The organism is Rhodanobacter sp. GW835-FHT13D09 (assembly GCF_058793995.1).
In genome coordinates this window covers 514,875-531,981 of the sequence record NZ_JBXAGL010000002.1, presented here as the reverse complement: position 1 = coordinate 531,981, position 17,107 = coordinate 514,875, and the positions used below count along the sequence as shown (strand labels likewise).

The 17,107-nt window shown below is 64.3% G+C and carries 13 protein-coding genes; all 13 read right to left on the bottom strand.

Annotated features, from left to right (window positions below; translation table 11 throughout):
* Positions 1-9 precede the first annotated feature (9 nt).
* Positions 10-345 (bottom strand): 50S ribosomal protein L22, encoded by a 336-nt coding sequence (rplV, locus tag AC1Q5A_RS05265; RefSeq protein ID WP_007082179.1) that lies wholly within the window; start codon positions 343-345, stop codon positions 10-12.
* Positions 345-617 carry a 30S ribosomal protein S19 gene (gene rpsS, locus AC1Q5A_RS05260; RefSeq protein ID WP_007082178.1) on the bottom strand — a complete coding sequence of 91 codons (273 nt, stop codon included), beginning with the start codon at positions 615-617 and terminating at the stop codon, positions 345-347. Before rpsS ends, rplV begins: the two co-directional genes overlap by 1 nt.
* A 12-nt stretch (positions 618-629) precedes the next feature.
* Complete coding sequence (gene rplB, locus AC1Q5A_RS05255) at positions 630-1,454, bottom strand: 50S ribosomal protein L2 (protein ID WP_114341282.1); 825 nt, start codon at positions 1,452-1,454, stop codon at positions 630-632.
* Positions 1,455-1,471: 17 nt separating this feature from the next.
* Positions 1,472-1,765: a 50S ribosomal protein L23 gene (rplW, locus tag AC1Q5A_RS05250; RefSeq protein WP_492699007.1), complete on the bottom strand. Its 294-nt coding sequence runs from the start codon at positions 1,763-1,765 to the stop codon at positions 1,472-1,474.
* A complete protein-coding gene (rplD, locus tag AC1Q5A_RS05245; protein ID WP_492699005.1) occupies positions 1,762-2,364 on the bottom strand; it encodes a 50S ribosomal protein L4 in 603 nt (200 codons plus the stop codon). Before rplD ends, rplW begins: the two co-directional genes overlap by 4 nt.
* 11 nt (positions 2,365-2,375) lie before the next feature.
* The gene (rplC, locus tag AC1Q5A_RS05240; RefSeq protein WP_114341284.1) at positions 2,376-3,017 is read right to left on the bottom strand and encodes a 50S ribosomal protein L3; all 642 of its coding nucleotides are present in this window, start codon (positions 3,015-3,017) and stop codon (positions 2,376-2,378) included.
* Between the two features lie 20 nt (positions 3,018-3,037).
* Entirely contained in the window at positions 3,038-3,349 is a 312-nt protein-coding gene (gene rpsJ, locus AC1Q5A_RS05235) for a 30S ribosomal protein S10 (protein ID WP_007082173.1), read from the bottom strand.
* Positions 3,350-3,795: 446 nt separating this feature from the next.
* Positions 3,796-4,986, bottom strand: a complete 1,191-nt coding sequence (gene tuf / locus AC1Q5A_RS05230) for an elongation factor Tu (RefSeq protein ID WP_492698989.1) — start codon at positions 4,984-4,986, stop codon at positions 3,796-3,798.
* Between the two features lie 121 nt (positions 4,987-5,107).
* A complete protein-coding gene (gene fusA, locus AC1Q5A_RS05225; protein WP_492699003.1) occupies positions 5,108-7,225 on the bottom strand; it encodes an elongation factor G in 2,118 nt (705 codons plus the stop codon).
* Between the two features lie 173 nt (positions 7,226-7,398).
* Positions 7,399-7,866: a 30S ribosomal protein S7 gene (gene rpsG, locus AC1Q5A_RS05220; RefSeq protein ID WP_007514548.1), complete on the bottom strand. Its 468-nt coding sequence runs from the start codon at positions 7,864-7,866 to the stop codon at positions 7,399-7,401.
* A 143-nt stretch (positions 7,867-8,009) separates the two neighbouring features.
* Positions 8,010-8,384 (bottom strand): 30S ribosomal protein S12, encoded by a 375-nt coding sequence (rpsL, locus tag AC1Q5A_RS05215; RefSeq protein ID WP_007083021.1) that lies wholly within the window; start codon positions 8,382-8,384, stop codon positions 8,010-8,012.
* A gap of 177 nt (positions 8,385-8,561) precedes the next feature.
* Positions 8,562-12,776, bottom strand: coding sequence for a DNA-directed RNA polymerase subunit beta' (rpoC, locus tag AC1Q5A_RS05210; RefSeq protein WP_492699001.1), 4,215 nt, complete (start codon positions 12,774-12,776; stop codon positions 8,562-8,564).
* Between the two features lie 25 nt (positions 12,777-12,801).
* On the bottom strand, positions 12,802-16,965 hold the full coding sequence (rpoB, locus tag AC1Q5A_RS05205; RefSeq protein WP_492699069.1) for a DNA-directed RNA polymerase subunit beta: 4,164 nt from the start codon (positions 16,963-16,965) through the stop codon (positions 12,802-12,804).
* Between the last annotated feature and the right edge of the window lie 142 nt (positions 16,966-17,107).

Genomic DNA, 17,107 nt, shown 5'->3' with positions numbered 1-17,107 from the left:
TGTCCCCGGTCAGTTGCCAACAACCACAGTGATGTGGCTGGTGCGCTTGAGAATGCGCGAACCGCGGCCTTTGGCGCGGGCATACATGCGCTTCATCGCCGGACCTTCGTCGACGAAGATGCTGGAGACCTTCAGCTCGTCGACATCAGCGCCGAGGTTGTTCTCGGCGTTGGCGACGGCCGACAGCAGCACCTTGCGGACGAGGTGCGCGGCCTTCTTGTTGGTGTAGGTGAGCACGTCGCTGGCCCGGCCCACGGGGAGTCCGCGGACGAGATCGGCCACCAGGCGTGCCTTTTGCGCCGAAATGCGGGCGCCGCGCAGGATCGCTTTGGCTTCAGTGCTCATCACTTGCCCTTCTTGTCGCCGACATGGCCCTTGAACGTACGGGTCACCGCGAACTCGCCGAGCTTGTGCCCGACCATGTTCTCGTTGATCAGGACGGGCACGTGCTGACGGCCGTTGTGGATGGCGATGGTCAAGCCGACCATTTCCGGCAGGATCATCGAGCGACGCGACCAGGTCTTGATCGGGCGCTTGTTGTTGGCGGAAACCGCAGCTTCCACCTTCTTTACGAGGTGAAGGTCGACGAACGGACCTTTCTTCAGAGAACGCGGCATGTCGGCTTCCCGTTACTTGGTACGACGACGCACGATGAACTGCTGCGTGCGCTTGTTGTTGCGGGTCTTGTAACCCTTGGCCGGCGTGCCCCACGGGCTGACCGGATGACGACCGCCGGAGGTCTTGCCTTCACCACCGCCATGCGGGTGATCGACCGGGTTCATCACCACGCCGCGGACGGTCGGGCGAATACCCACCCAGCGCTTGGCGCCGGCCTTGCCCAGCTTCTTCAGGCTGTGCTCGCCGTTGCCCACTTCGCCGATGGTGGCGCGGCAGTCGACCGAGACGCGACGCATCTCGCCGGAACGCAGGCGCAGCGTGGCGTAACCGGACTCGCGGGCCACCAGCTGCACCGAGGCGCCTGCGCTGCGGGCGATCTGCGCGCCCTTGCCCGGACGCAGCTCGATGCAATGGATCGTGCTGCCCATCGGAATGTTGCGCAGCTGCAGGCAGTTGCCGGCCTTGATCGGCGCATCACGGCCGGACACCAGGCGATCGTCCACCTGCACGCCCTTCGGCGCGATGATGTAACGGCGCTCGCCGTCGGCGTAGCACAGCAGCGCGATATGCGCGGTGCGGTTCGGATCGTACTCGATGCGCTCGACGCGGGCGGCAATGCCTTCCTTGTCGCGCTTGAAGTCGATGATGCGGTAGTGCTGCTTGTGACCGCCGCCACGATGACGCGTGGTGATGCGACCGTGGTGGTTGCGGCCGCCGGTCTTGGACTGCGACTCGGTCAACGCCGCATACGGCGCGCCCTTGTACAGACCTTCCGTGCGGACGCTTACCGCGTCGCGGCGGCCCGGCGAGGTCGGCTTGTGGTTGATTAGTGCCATCTCACAGAACTCCTGGCTCAGGCCTTGGCGGCCACGTCGATGGTCTGGCCATCGGCAAGACGCACGTAGGCCTTGCGCTTGCCCTGGCGGCTGCCAGCGCGGAAACGGAAGGACTTGACCTTGCCCTTGACGTTGACGAGGTTCACCTGTTCGACCTTCACGTCGAACAGCTTTTCCACGGCAACGCGGACATCGGCCTTGGTCGCCGTCGGGGCGACCACGAATACATACTGGTTGTGTTCGGCCAGACGCGCCGATTTCTCCGAGATGTGCGGCGCGCGCAGCATGTCGAGAATGCGTTCGTTGTTCATGCCAGCCACTCCTCGACCTTCTTCACGGCGTCAACCGTCATCACCACGTGGTCGGAACCGACCAGACTGACCGGGTTCAGCGCCATCACGTCCAGCACATGGATATACGGGATGTTGCGGGCGGCCAGGAACACCGACTCGGAGGCATCCTCCGACACCAGCAGCACGCGGCCAGCAACTTCCAGCTCGGCCAGCTTGGCCACCATCGACTTGGTCTTCGGCGTTTCGACGCCGAAGCTCTCGACCACCTTCAGGCGACCCTGGCGGACCAGCTCGGAGAAGATCGAACGGATCGCAACGCGATAGGCCTTGCGGTTGACCTTCTGCTCGTAGCTGCGCGGCTTGGCGGCAAAGGTGACACCACCGCCGACGAAGATCGGTGCACGGTAATCACCGTGGCGGGCACCGCCACCCTTCTGCTTCTTGAACTTCTTGGTGGTGCCGGACATCTCACCACGCGACAGCTGCGCCTTGGTACCGGCGCGACCGGCCGCCTGGTAGGCAACCACCACCTGGTGGACCAGGGCTTTCTTGTACTCGCCGCCGAACACTTCGTCCGACACGCTGAGCGGCTTGGCGCCAATGACATTCAATTCCATGGCGACTCTCCTCAACCCTTGGTCGTCGGGCGAATGATGACGTCGCCACCGGTTGCACCCGGCACCGCGCCCTTCACCGCAATCAGGTGACGCTCGGCGTCGACCTTGACCACTTCCAGACCCTGCGCCGAACGGCGCACGGCACCCATGTGACCGGCCATCTTCTTGCCCGGGAACACGCGACCCGGCGTCTGGCGCTGACCGATGGAGCCCGGTGCGCGATGCGACAGCGAGTTACCGTGGGTGGCATCACCCATCTTGAAGTTCCAGCGCTTGATCGTGCCCTGGAAGCCCTTGCCCTTGGACACGCCGGCGACATCGACGATCTGGCCGACGGAGAACACGTCGTCCGCCTTGATCTCGGCGCCCACTTCGTACTTGCCGAGATCCTCGGCAGCCACGCGGAATTCCCACAAGCCACGACCCGGCTCGACCTTGGCCTTCGCGTAGTGGCCCTTCAGCGGCTGCGTCAGCAGGTTCGCACGCTTGCTGCCCGCGGAAACCTGGACGGCGCTGTAGCCATCGTTGTCATCCGTCTTCAGCTGGGTCACGCGGTTCGGCGTCGCTTCAATCAGCGTCACCGGAACCGAGCGGCCGTCTTCGGTGAAGAGGCGACTCATGCCGCATTTGCGGCCAACCAATCCGATACTCATCTTCGTATCCTGTCTGTCGCTCAACCGAGCTTGATCTGGACATCGACGCCAGCGGCGAGATCAAGCTTCATGAGCGCGTCCACGGTCTTGTCGTTCGGGTCGACGATGTCGAGCACGCGCTTGTGGGTACGGGTCTCGTACTGGTCGCGTGCATCCTTGTCGACGTGCGGCGACGTCAGAATGGTGTAACGCTCGATCTTGGTCGGGAGCGGGATCGGGCCGAGTACCGTGGCACCCGTGCGCTTTGCCGTCTCGACGATCTCGCTGGCCGAACGGTCGATCAGGCGATGATCGTACGCTTTCAGCCGAATCCGAATCTTCTGGTTCGCCATAACCGTGTCCTGTTGTCGAAAGAACGTAATGTGAAACGAAGCGGCTTCTCGCCGCCTCGCACTGCCTTTTTGTCACCACATCGGCAGCCGGCGAAAACTGCGCGGCCCCAATTCGAAAAGCCCAGGCAAGCACCGGTTGGCCTGCCTGGACGAATTTGCATCTCGCGCAAAAAGACGTAATCAACAGGATCAACCTGCGATAACGTCAACTTGCCAAGGCCGATCCCCGGCCTGCGAACTCGAAGCGCTTCCTGCGCCTCATTTCGCGGTAGATCGGCCAAAAACATGTATGGCCGACAAGTGAGCTGCGAAGTATACCGGCAAATCTGGATTTAGTGAAGGGGGTGTAACCATAATGACTTGCCCGCCTTCCTGGCGTCATCCAACCCACAGGCTGGATCGACATCAGAAGTTGTCCTGGCGGTTCGCTGCCGGGACAACGGGTATTACTTGATGACCTTGGCCACCACGCCGGCGCCGACGGTGCGGCCGCCTTCGCGGATCGCGAAGCGCAGGCCCTCGTCCATCGCGATCGGGTGGATCAGGCTCACCACCATCTTCACGTTGTCGCCCGGCATCACCATTTCCACGCCTTCCGGCAGCGTCACGGCGCCCGTCACGTCCGTCGTGCGGAAGTAGAACTGCGGACGGTAACCCTTGAAGAACGGCGTATGACGGCCACCCTCGTCCTTCGACAGCACGTACACCTCCGCCTCGAAGTCCGTGTGCGGGGTGATCGTGCCCGGCTTCGCCAGCACCTGGCCACGCTCCACGTCGTCACGCTTCAGGCCGCGCAGCAGCAGGCCCGCGTTGTCGCCCGCCTGGCCCTGGTCCAGCAGCTTGCGGAACATTTCCACGCCGGTCACCGTGGTCTTCTGCGTGTCGCGGATGCCGACCACTTCGATTTCGTCGCCCACCTTGATCACGCCGCGCTCGATACGGCCCGTCACCACCGTGCCGCGGCCCGAAATCGAGAACACGTCTTCCACCGGCATCAGGAACGGCTTGTCGATCGCACGCACCGGCTCCGGAATGTAGCTGTCCAGCGCGTCCACCAGCTTGACGATCGCCGGCACGCCGATCTCGCTCTGATCCCCTTCCAGCGCCTTCAGCGCCGAACCGTGGATGATCGGCGTATCGTCGCCCGGGAAGTCGTACTTCGACAGCAGCTCGCGCACTTCCATCTCGACCAGCTCGAGCAGCTCCGCGTCGTCGACCATGTCCGCCTTGTTCAGGAACACCACGATGTACGGCACGCCCACCTGCCGCGACAGCAGGATGTGCTCGCGCGTCTGCGGCATCGGGCCGTCCGCTGCCGAGCACACCAGGATCGCGCCGTCCATCTGCGCCGCACCCGTGATCATGTTCTTCACGTAGTCCGCGTGGCCCGGGCAATCGACGTGCGCGTAATGGCGGATCGGCGATTCGTATTCCACGTGCGCCGTCGAGATCGTGATGCCGCGCGCCTTCTCTTCCGGCGCCGCGTCGATCGCACTGTAGTCCTTGAACTCGCCGCCAAAACGCTCCGCACCGACCTTCGTCAGCGCCGCCGTCAGCGTCGTCTTGCCGTGATCCACGTGACCAATCGTGCCGACGTTGACGTGCGGCTTGGTGCGTTCGAATTTACCCTTTGCCATGACTCAGACCTCTGAGAGAACTTATTTGATGATGCGCCCCGAATGGCCGCTTCTTTTGAGAGTGCGGCCGTGGATGGCCGCTTCCTGATCCTTGCCGTTGCGATCAGGAAGATCGCGCATGTCACGCTTTCTTCATGACCTGCTCGGCGATGTTGTTCGGCGCCTCGGCGTAATGGTCGAATTCCATCGTGAAGGTGGCGCGCCCCTGGGTCAGCGAGCGGATCGTGGTCGCGTAGCCGAACATCTCGCCCAGCGGCACCATCGCATCGATGGTCTTGCCCGACGGCGTATCGTCCTGGCCCTGGAGCAGGCCACGGCGACGGCTCATGTCGCCCATCACGTCACCGACATAATCTTCCGGAGTCACGACCTCGACCTTCATGATCGGCTCGAGCAGCACCGGGCTCGCCTTCGCGAAACCCTGCTTGAATGCCATCGAGGCGGCCAGCTTGAACGCCATTTCGGACGAGTCGACGTCGTGGTACGAACCGAACACCAGCTTGACCTTCACGCCCACCACCGGGAAGCCGGCCAGCGGACCGCTGGTGATGGTCTCGCGCAGGCCCTTTTCGACCGACGGGATGAATTCCTTCGGGATCACGCCACCGGTGATGTCGTTGATGAAGAGGAAGTCATCCTTCACGGCCGGGTTCTTGCGATCCTCTTCCGTCATCGGCGACAGCTCGATCACGACGTGACCGTACTGGCCCTTGCCGCCCGACTGCTTGGCGTGCTTGTAATCCGACTTGACGTCCGACGAGCGGATCGTCTCGCGATAGGCCACCTGCGGCTTGCCGACGTTCGCCTCGACGTTGAACTCGCGGCGCATGCGATCGACCAGGATGTCCAGGTGCAGCTCGCCCATGCCCGAGATGATGGTCTGGCCCGACTCTTCGTCCGTACGCACGCGGAACGACGGATCCTCCGCGGCCAGGCGGCCGAGGGCGATGCCCATCTTTTCCTGGTCCGACTTGGTCTTCGGCTCGACCGCCATCGAGATCACCGGCTCCGGGAACGTCATGCGCTCCAGGGTGATGACGTGATCCTGTGCGCACAGCGTGTCGCCGGTCGTCACGTCCTTCAGGCCGACCGCGGCGGCGATGTCGCCGGCACGGACTTCCTTCAGTTCCTGACGCTCGTTCGCATGCATCTGCAGGATGCGGCCGATGCGCTCCTTCTTGCTCTTCACCGGGTTGTACACGGCATCGCCGGAGTTCAGCGTGCCCGAATAGACGCGGAAGAACGTCAGCGAACCGACGAACGGGTCGGTCATGATCTTGAACGCAAGCGCGGAGAACGGCGCGGCGTCGTCGGCCTTGCGCGTGGCGTCGTGATCGTTCTCGTCGATGCCGGCGACCGGCGGGCGATCGGCCGGCGACGGCAGCAGCTGGACCACCGCGTCGAGCATCGCCTGGACGCCCTTGTTCTTGAACGCGGTGCCGCAGAACACCGGGATGATCTCGTTCGCCAGCGTGCGCTGACGCAGACCGGCGATGATCTCGTCGACGGTGAGGTCACCGCCCTCGAGATACTTGTTCATCAGCTCTTCGGTAGCCTCGGCGGCCGACTCGACCATGAAGGCGCGTGCTTCCGCAGCCTTGTCGGCCAGATTCGCGGGGACGTCCTTGAGCTCGAACTTCATGCCCTGGGATTCCATGTCCCAGACGATCGCCTTCATCTTGAGCAGGTCGACCACACCCTCGAAGCCGTCCTCGGCGCCGATCGGCACCTGCATCGGCACCGGGTGCGCGCCCAGGCGCGACTTCAGCTGGTCGATGACCTTGTAGAAGTTGGCGCCGGTGCGGTCCATCTTGTTGACGAAGGCGAGGCGCGGCACCTTGTACTTGTTGGCCTGGCGCCACACGGTCTCGGACTGCGGCTGCACGCCACCGACCGCGCACAGCACGAACACCGCGCCGTCGAGCACGCGCAGCGAGCGCTCCACCTCGATGGTGAAGTCGACGTGCCCCGGGGTGTCGATGATATTGAAGCGGTGCTGCTCCATCGAGCCGTCCATGCCCTTCCAGAACGCCGTGGTGGCGGCGGAAGTGATGGTGATGCCGCGCTCCTGCTCCTGCTCCATCCAGTCCATCGTGGCCGCACCGTCGTGCACCTCGCCGATCTTGTGCGAGACGCCGGTATAGAACAGGATGCGCTCCGTGGTCGTGGTCTTGCCGGCATCGATGTGGGCCATGATGCCGAAGTTGCGATAGCGCTCGATAGGAGTGGTGCGTGCCATGGGAGTTTACCTTTGCCGGGCAGCCCTGCCCTGGATTCACGCAGCCGTCCTGGCTGCCGCTATTATGAAAAGTCCGGCATGAGCGCCGGGTTCTTCTTTGCCGCCATGAGCGACGGCACAAGCACCGCCGGCCTGCCCATTGCCGCCAACAGGGGCGGCAAGGCAAAACCCGGTTACCAGCGGTAGTGCGAGAAGGCCTTGTTGGCTTCCGCCATGCGATGCGTCTCTTCGCGCTTCTTGGCAGCGCCGCCGCGGCTCTCGGAAGCCTCCAGCAGTTCGGCGGCCAGCTTGCGCGGCATCGACGTCTCGCCACGCTTGCGGGCGGCATCGATGACCCAGCGCATCGCCAGCGCCATGCGACGACCCGGGCGCACTTCGACCGGCACCTGGTAGGTGGCGCCGCCGACGCGGCGGGACTTCACCTCGACCGCCGGAGCGATGTTGTTGAGCGCCTTCTCCACCAGGGCCACCGGCTCGGCGTTCTTCTCGCCAATATGCTGCAGCGCACCGTAAACGATGCTCTCGGCGACGGACTTCTTGCCGCTCTTCATCACCATGTTGATGAAGCGGGCGATCAGCTGGCTGCCATGCTTGGGATCCGGCAGGACCAGACGGGCGGGATGTGAACCTTTACGCGACATGTTTGTTGTCCGTTATTTTTAGCGGACATCCCTGCCCGCCTGAAAAACGGCCATCCTGGCCGCACTGTTGTATTTTTGCAGGCGTCCATGCCTGCGGAGCAAAAGCGACCATCCGTGGCCGCACTCATCAAATACGGCAGATATTATTTCTTCGGGCGCTTGGCGCCGTACTTCGAGCGCGATTGACGACGCTTGGTGACACCGGCGCAGTCGAGGCTGCCGCGCACGGTGTGATAACGCACACCGGGCAGATCCTTGACGCGACCGCCGCGGATCAGCACCACCGAGTGCTCCTGCAGATTGTGGCCTTCGCCACCGATATAGCTGATGACCTCGAAGCCATTGGTCAGGCGCACCTTGGCAACCTTGCGCAGGGCCGAGTTCGGCTTCTTCGGAGTGGTCGTGTAAACGCGCGTGCAGACGCCGCGACGCTGCGGGCTGCTCTGCAGGGCGGGCGACCCACTCTTGTAGGTCTTGGGGCTGCGGTTTTTGCGCACCAACTGGTTGACTGTCGTCATGCGAAGCTGTTCCTGAAAACATAAAGGCAGCCCGAATAAGCTCGGTCTGCCAAGAAGCGGGAATTTAACATGAGCAGCCCGCCATAGGCAAGCCGATGCTCAGCCGTCCTGGACCCGAACACGAGGTGCGTCCCTGCACCTCATTTCGTATGTCAGCGAGTGGCACCCTGAACGGGTTTACTCGACACCGTTTTCACTACCGACCGAGGCCTCGGCGAATGAAGCCGCAGACGCGGAACCGGAAAGGGTCTCCAGCTCCGTGGCGGTCAACCCGCCCTGGCGACGACGCGATGCGTGGTATGCCAGACCCGTACCTGCCGGAATAAGACGTCCGACGATAACATTTTCCTTCAGGCCACGCAAGGTGTCGCGGGTGCCGCGAACCGCTGCCTCGGTCAGCACGCGGGTGGTTTCCTGGAACGAGGCCGCCGAGATGAACGACTCGGTCGCCAGCGACGCCTTGGTGATGCCCAGCAGCACCGACTGGTACTCGGCGGCACGCTCGCCCTTGCCCACCGCACGCTCGTTCTCGGCATTGATGCGCACGCGCTCGACCTGCTCGCCGCGCAGGTAGTGGCTCTCGCCCGGCTCGGTGATCTCGACCTTGCGCAACATCTGGCGAATGATCGCCTCGATGTGCTTGTCGTTGATCTTCACGCCCTGCAGGCGGTACACGTCCTGGATCTCCTTGACCAGGTACGTGGCCAGCGGCTCCACGCCCAGCAGGCGCAGGATGTCATGCGGGCTCGGCTCGCCGTCGACGACGGTCTCACCCTTCTCCACGTGCTCACCCTCGAACACGATGACCTGGCGCCACTTCGGGATCAGCTCCTCGTGCTCGTTGCCGTCGACATCCTTGATGATCAGGCGCTGCTTGCCCTTGGTGTCCTTGCCGAAGCTGATGATGCCGGAACGCTCGGCGAGAATCGCCGGCTCCTTCGGCTTGCGTGCCTCGAACAGGTCGGCCACGCGCGGCAGACCACCGGTGATGTCGCGGGTCTTGGAGGTTTCCTGCGGGATACGCGCGACCACGTCGCCCACGCCCACTTCGGCACCGTTCTGGATCGACACGATCGCGCCGGCCGGCAGGAAGTACTGCGCGGCGATGTCGGTACCCGGCAGCTTCAGCTCGCGGCCCTTGGCATCTTCCAGGCGCACGATCGGACGCAGGTCCTTCGCCTGCGCGCCGCGACGCTTCGGATCGGTGACCACCGCCGACTCCAGGCCGGTCAGCTCATCGGTCTGGCTCTGCACGGTGACGCCATCGAGGAAGTCGATGAAGCGCACCACGCCGGCCACCTCCGTGACGATCGGATGGGTATGCGGATCCCAGTTCGCCACGGCCTGCCCCGGCTTGACCGGTGCGCCGTCCTTGACCGCGATGATGGCGCCGTACGGCACCTTGTAGCGCTCGCGCTCGCGGCCGCTGGAGTCGATCACGCTCAGTTCGCCCGAGCGCGACACCGCCACCAGGTGGCCCTGCTTGTGCTGCACCGACTTCAGGTTGTTGAACTTCAGCGAACCAGTGGTCTTCACCGTGACGTTGTCCACCGCCGCCGCACGCGAAGCCGCACCGCCGATGTGGAACGTGCGCATGGTCAGCTGGGTGCCCGGCTCGCCGATCGACTGCGCGGCGACCACGCCCACGGCCTCGCCCATGTTGACCAGGTGGCCGCGGGCCAGATCGCGGCCGTAGCAGAGCTTGCACACGCCGTGCTCGGCTTCGCAGGTGATCGGCGAACGCACCTTGATGATCTGCACGCCGGCCTTGTCGAGCTTCTCGACCAGGGCTTCGTTGAGCAGGGTATCGCGGGTGACGATCGGCTGGTCGTCGTCGCCGGGGGCGTAGACGTCCTCGACCACCACGCGGCCCAGCACGCGGTCGCGCAACGGCTCGACCACGTCGCCGCCCTCGACGATCGGCTGCATGGTGACGCCGTCCTCGGTACCGCAGTTGTCCATCGTGATGACCACATCCTGCGCCACGTCGACCAGGCGGCGGGTCAGGTAGCCGGAGTTCGCGGTCTTCAGCGCGGTATCCGCCAGGCCCTTGCGCGCGCCGTGGGTCGAGTTGAAGTACTGCAGCACGTTCAGGCCTTCACGGAAGTTGGCCTTGATCGGGGTCTCGATGATCGAGCCGTCCGGACGCGCCATCAGGCCGCGCATGCCCGCCAGCTGACGGATCTGCGCCACCGAGCCACGCGCGCCGGAGTCGGCCATGATGTACAGCGAGTTCATGGACTTCTGGCTGACCGTCTTGCCGTCGGCGTCGACCACCTTCTCGGTGCCGATGCCGTCGATCATCGCCTTGGCCACCAGCTCGCTGGTGCGCGACCAGATGTCGACCACCTTGTTGTAGCGCTCGCCGGCGGTGACCAGGCCCGACTGATACTGCTGCTGGATCTCGACGACTTCCTTCTCGGCCTCGTCGAGGATGGTCTTCTTCTCGCTCGGGATCAGCATGTCGTCGATGCCGATCGAGATGCCCGCGCGCGTGGCGAACCGATAGCCGGTGTACATCAGCTTGTCGGCGAACACCACGGTTTCCTTCAGGCCAAGCCGGCGGTAGCTGGAGTTGATCAGACGCGAGATGTTCTTCTTGGTCAGCTCGGTGTTGGCCAGCTCGAACGGCAGGCCTTCCGGCAGGATCTCGGCCAGCAGCGAGCGACCGACGGTGGTCTCGACCAGGCGGGTTTCGCTGGTGCGGGTGCCATCCGCAGCGATGTGCACCTGCTTCAGGCGCACCTTCACCTTCGCATGCAGCTCGACCGCGCGGTTGTCATAGGCACGGCGCGCCTCGGCGATGCCGGAGAACACCATGCCGGCGCCCTTGGCGTTGATCAGCTCGCGGGTCATGTAGTACAGGCCCAGCACCACGTCCTGGGTCGGCACGATGATCGGCTCGCCGTTGGCGGGGCTGAGGATGTTGTTGGACGACATCATCAGCGTGCGCGCTTCCAGCTGCGCTTCGATCGACAGCGGCACGTGCACGGCCATCTGGTCGCCGTCGAAGTCCGCGTTGAAGGCGGTGCACACCAGCGGATGCAGCTGGATCGCCTTGCCTTCGATCAGCTTCGGCTCGAACGCCTGGATGCCGAGGCGGTGCAGGGTCGGCGCGCGGTTCAGCAGCACCGGATGCTCGCGGATCACCTCTTCGAGGATATCCCACACCTGGCCTTCCTCGCGCTCGACCAGCTTCTTCGCCGCCTTGATGGTGGTGGCTTCACCACGCGCCTGCAGCTTGGCGAAGATGAACGGCTTGAACAGCTCCAGCGCCATCTTCTTCGGCAGACCGCACTGGTGCAGGCGCAGGGTCGGGCCGACCACGATCACCGAGCGGCCGGAGTAGTCCACGCGCTTGCCGAGCAGGTTCTGGCGGAAGCGGCCCTGCTTGCCCTTGATCATGTCGGCGAGCGACTTCAGCGCGCGCTTGTTGGTGCCGGTGATGGCACGGCCGCGGCGGCCGTTGTCGAGCAGCGCGTCGACCGATTCCTGCAGCATGCGCTTCTCGTTGCGCACGATGATGTCGGGCGCGTTGAGTTCGAGCAGGCGCTTCAGGCGGTTGTTGCGGTTGATGACACGGCGGTACAGGTCGTTCAGGTCGGAGGTGGCGAAGCGGCCGCCGTCCAGCGGCACCAGCGGACGCAGATCCGGCGGCAGCACCGGCAGTACGGTCAGCACCATCCACTCCGGCTTGTTGCCGGATTCCAGGAACGCCTCGATCAGCTTGACGCGCTTGGTCAGCCGCTTCAGCTTGGTCTCGGAGTTGGTGGAGGTGATTTCCTCCTTCAGGCGGACGACTTCGCCCGGCAGGTCGAGCGACTTCAGCAGGTGGTACACCGCCTCGGCGCCCATCCGCGCGTCGAACTCGTCGCCGTGCTCCTCGGTCGCTTCCAGGTACTGGTCTTCGCTGAGCAGCTGGCCGCGCTCCAGCGCGGTCATGCCCGGATCGATCACCACGAAGGCCTCGAAGTACAGGATGCGCTCGATGTCGCGCAGGGTCATGTCCAGCATCAGGCCGATACGCGAGGGCAGCGACTTGAGGAACCAGATGTGTGCGGTCGGGCTGGCCAGCTCGATGTGGCCCATGCGCTCGCGGCGCACCTTGGCCAGGGTGACCTCGGTACCACACTTCTCGCAGACCACGCCGCGGTGCTTCATGCGCTTGTACTTGCCGCACAGGCACTCGTAGTCCTTCACCGGTCCGAAGATCGCGGCGCAGAACAGGCCGTCACGCTCCGGCTTGAAGGTGCGGTAGTTGATGGTTTCCGGCTTCTTCACTTCGCCGTACGACCACGAGCGGATCAGCTCCGGCGACGCGAGCGCGATCTTGATCGCGTCGAAATCCGGTGTCGCGCGCTGCTGGTTGAACAGGTTGAGCAGGTCTTTCATTCGAAATCTCCGGTGACTGCGCGGATCACTTGATCTCTTCCAGATCGATGTCGATGGCGAGCGAGCGGATTTCCTTCACCAGCACGTTGAAGGACTCCGGCATGCCCGCGGACATCTCGTGGTTGCCGTCGACAATGTTCTTGTACATCTGGTTGCGGCCCTGCACGTCGTCGGACTTCACCGTCAGCATTTCCTGCAGGGTGTAGGCCGCGCCGTAAGCTTCCAGCGCCCACACTTCCATCTCGCCGAAGCGCTGGCCGCCGAACTGCGCCTTGCCGCCCAGCGGCTGCTGGGTGACCAGCGAGTACGGGCCGGTGGAGCGCGCGTGCATCTTGTCGTCGACCAGGTGGTTGAGCTTCAGGTAATGCATGTAGCCGACGGTGACAGGACGATCGAACGCCTCGCCGGTACGGCCATCGAACAGCATGGTCTGGCCGGACTCGGGCAGATCCGCCAGCTTCAGCATCGCCTTGATCTCGGTCTCCTCGGCGCCGTCGAACACCGGCGTGGCCATCGGCACGCCTTCCTGCAGGTTGTTCGCCAGCGCCAGGATCTCGGCGTCGGTGAGCGACTTCAGGTCGACGTGCTGCACCGCGCCGGCGACGTGGCTGTTGTAGATCTGGTCGAGGAACTTGCGGATCTCGACCACCTTCTCCTGCGCCTCGATCATCTTCTGGATCTTCTTGCCCAGGCCCTTGGCGGCCCAGCCCAGATGCACTTCCAGGATCTGCCCGATGTTCATGCGCGACGGCACGCCCAGCGGATTCAGCACGATGTCGACCGGCACGCCGTCGGCGGAGTACGGCATGTCCTCCACCGGCACCACGTTGGAGACCACGCCCTTGTTGCCGTGGCGGCCGGCCATCTTGTCGCCCGGCTGGATGCGGCGCTTCACCGCCAGGAACACCTTGACCATCTTCAGCACGCCCGGTGCGAGATCGTCGCCCTGGGTGATCTTGCCCTGCTTCTCCTTGAAGCGCTTGTCGAACTCCTCCTTGTGGCGCTTGACCTGGTCGGCCGCACGCTCGAGGAACTCGGTGACGTCCTCGTCCTTGACGTTGACCTTGAACCAGTCGTCCTTCTTCAGGCCGTCGAGGTAGGCGTCAGTGATCTCGGCGCCGCGCTTCAGGCCGCCCGGACCGCTCATTGCGGACTTGCCCACCAGCTGGGTGCGCATGCGGCTGTAGATCGCGCCCTCGAGGATGCGGAACTGGTCGTCCAGGTCCTTGCGGATCCGCTTGATCTCGGTTTCCTCGATCTGCTTGGCGCGCTTGTCCTTCTCGATGCCGTCGCGGGTGAACACCTGCACGTCGATGACGGTGCCGTCCATGCCCGGCGGCACGCGCAGCGAGCTGTCCTTCACGTCGGACGCCTTCTCGCCGAAGATCGCGCGCAGCAGCTTCTCTTCCGGAGTCAGCTGGCTCTCGCCCTTCGGCGTGACCTTGCCGACCATGATGTCGCCGGCCTTCACCTCGGCACCGATGTAGACGATGCCGGACTCGTCGAGGCGGGCCAGCGCCTGCTCGCCCACGTTCGGGATGTCAGCGGTGATTTCCTCGGCGCCCAGCTTGGTGTCGCGCGCGATGCAGGACAGCTCCTCGATGTGGATCGAGGTATAGCGGTCCTCCTGCACGACGCGCTCGGACAGCAGGATCGAGTCTTCGAAGTTGTAGCCGTTCCACGGCATGAAGGCGATCAGCATGTTCTGGCCGAGCGCGAGCTCGCCCAGGTCGGTCGACGAACCGTCGGCCAGCGTGTCGCCCTTCGCCACCACGTCGCCGACATTCACCAGCGGACGCTGGTTGAGGTTGGTGTTCTGGTTGGAGCGGGTGTACTTGGTCAACGTGTAGATGTCGACGCCGGCGTCGTTGTCGCCGACCTCCACTTCATTGACGCGCACCACGATACGCGCCGCATCGACCTGGTCGATCACGCCGCCGCGCTTGGCGGACACGATGACGCCGGAATCGCGCGCCACCGCGCGTTCGATGCCGGTGCCCACCAGCGGGGTCTGCGAACGCAGGGTCGGCACGGCCTGGCGCTGCATGTTCGCGCCCATCAGCGCGCGGTTCGCGTCGTCGTGCTCCAAGAACGGCACCAGCGCGGCGGCGACCGACACGGTCTGCATCGGCGAGACGTCCATGTAGTCGACCTCGGACGCCGGACGCAGCTCGGATTCGCCGCGGAAACGGCAGGACACGAAGTCCTCCAGGAACACGCCGTGCTTGTCCAGCGGCGAGTTCGCCTGGGCGATCACGTGGTCGCCCTCCTCGATCGCCGACAGGTAGTCGACCTTGTCGGTGACCTTGCCGTTGGCTACCTTGCGGTACGGCGTCTCAAGGAAGCCGTAGGCATTGGTGCGGGCGTACACGGCCAGCGAGTTGATCAGGCCGATGTTCGGGCCTTCCGGCGTCTCGATGGTGCAGACGCGACCGTAATGGGTCGGGTGCACGTCGCGCACCTCGAAGCCGGCGCGCTCGCGGGTCAGGCCGCCCGGGCCGAGGGCCGAGACGCGGCGCTTGTGCGTCACTTCCGACAACGGGTTGTTCTGGTCCATGAACTGCGACAGCTGCGAGGAGCCGAAGAACTCCTTCACCGCCGCCGCCACGGGCTTCGCGTTGATCAGGTCCTGCGGGGTGAGGCCATCGGCCTCGGCCAGCGACAGGCGCTCGCGCACGGCGCGCTCCACGCGTACCAGGCCGATGCGGAAGGTGTTCTCGGCCATTTCGCCGACCGAGCGCACGCGACGGTTGCCCAGGTGGTCGATGTCGTCCACGGTGCCGTGGCCGTTCTTGATGTCGATCAGCACCTTCAGCACGTCGAGGATGTCGGAGCTGTCACCCTGCGAGGCCACCAGCGCCTGCGCCTCCTCTTCCTTGCGCTCGCTGAAGTACTTGTGGTCGTACAGCACGCCCGGGCCGAGGATGTCCTTGCGGCCGACGCGGCGGTTGAACTTCATGCGGCCGACCGAGGACAGGTCGTAGCGGTCGAAGGTGAAGAACAGGTTGAAGAACAGGTTCTGCGCGGCATCCTTGGTCGGCGGCTCGCCCGGGCGCATCATGCGATAGATCTCCACCAGCGCCTCCAGCGGCGTCTTGGTGTTGTCGATGCGCAGGGTGTGCGAGATGTAGGCGCCGCGATCGAGGTCGTTCACGTAGAGCGTGGGCAGGCGCTCGATGCCGGCCTTGCGGAAGGCCTCCATCTGTTCGGCGGTGATCTCGTCGTTGGCCGAGGCCAGCAGCTCGCCGGTCTTCGCGTCGACGATGTCGATCGCCAGGAGGCGTCCAACCGGATAGTCGTCCGGCACTTCCAGCGCGGTGATGTTCTCGGCCGCCAGCTGGCGCACATGGCGCGCGGTGATGCGCTTGCCGGCTTCCACCAGCACCTTGCCGCCGATCGCCAGGTCGAACGAGAGCGTCTCGCCGCGCAGGCGCTCGGCGACCAGCTCCAGCGTGGTGCCGCCCTTCTTGCCGAGGTGGAACACGTTGTGCTCGAAGAAGATGCCCAGCATCTCCTCGTTGCTGTAGCCGAGTGCGCGCAACAGCACCGTCACCGGCAGCTTGCGGCGGCGGTCGATGCGGGTGAACAGCGCGTCCTTCGGGTCGAACTCGAAGTCCAGCCAGGAGCCGCGGTAGGGGATCACGCGGGCCGAGAACAGCAACTTGCCCGAGCTGTGCGTCTTGCCGCGATCGTGGTCGAAGAACACGCCGGGCGAACGATGCAGCTGCGAGACGATCACGCGCTCGGTGCCGTTGATGATGAAGGTGCCGGTGTCGGTCATGAGCGGAATCTCGCCCATGTAGACCTCCTGCTCCTTGACGTACTTCACGGCCTTCTTGGACGCGGGGCTGTCCTTGTCGTAGATGACCAGACGCACGGTGACACGCAGTGGTGCGCCGAAGGTCATGCCGCGGTTGCGGCACTCGCGTTCGTCGAACGCCGGCTCGCCGAGACGGTAGTCCACGTATTCCAGTGCCGCATTGCCCGAGTAGCTGGTGATCGGAAACACCGACTTCAACGCGGCATGCAAACCCTTGTCGCCCCGCTGTTTCGGCGCGACATGTTCCTGCAGGAACTCCCGGTAGGAATCAGTCTGGATGGTCAGCAGGTTCGGCACGCCCAGTACGGGCGGACGCTTGCCAAAATCCTTGCGGATGCGTTTCTTCTCGGTAAACGAGTAGGCCATGATCGGTAGCGCCTCGGTTCGCAGTGACGCCGGTGGTGCACACACCGGCTGAATGGAATTGCAGGGAATCGAGAATAGGGAATCGTCAATCGGCAAAAGCTATACCGGGCTTTCCGATTCCCTATTCTCCATTCCCTATTCCCGT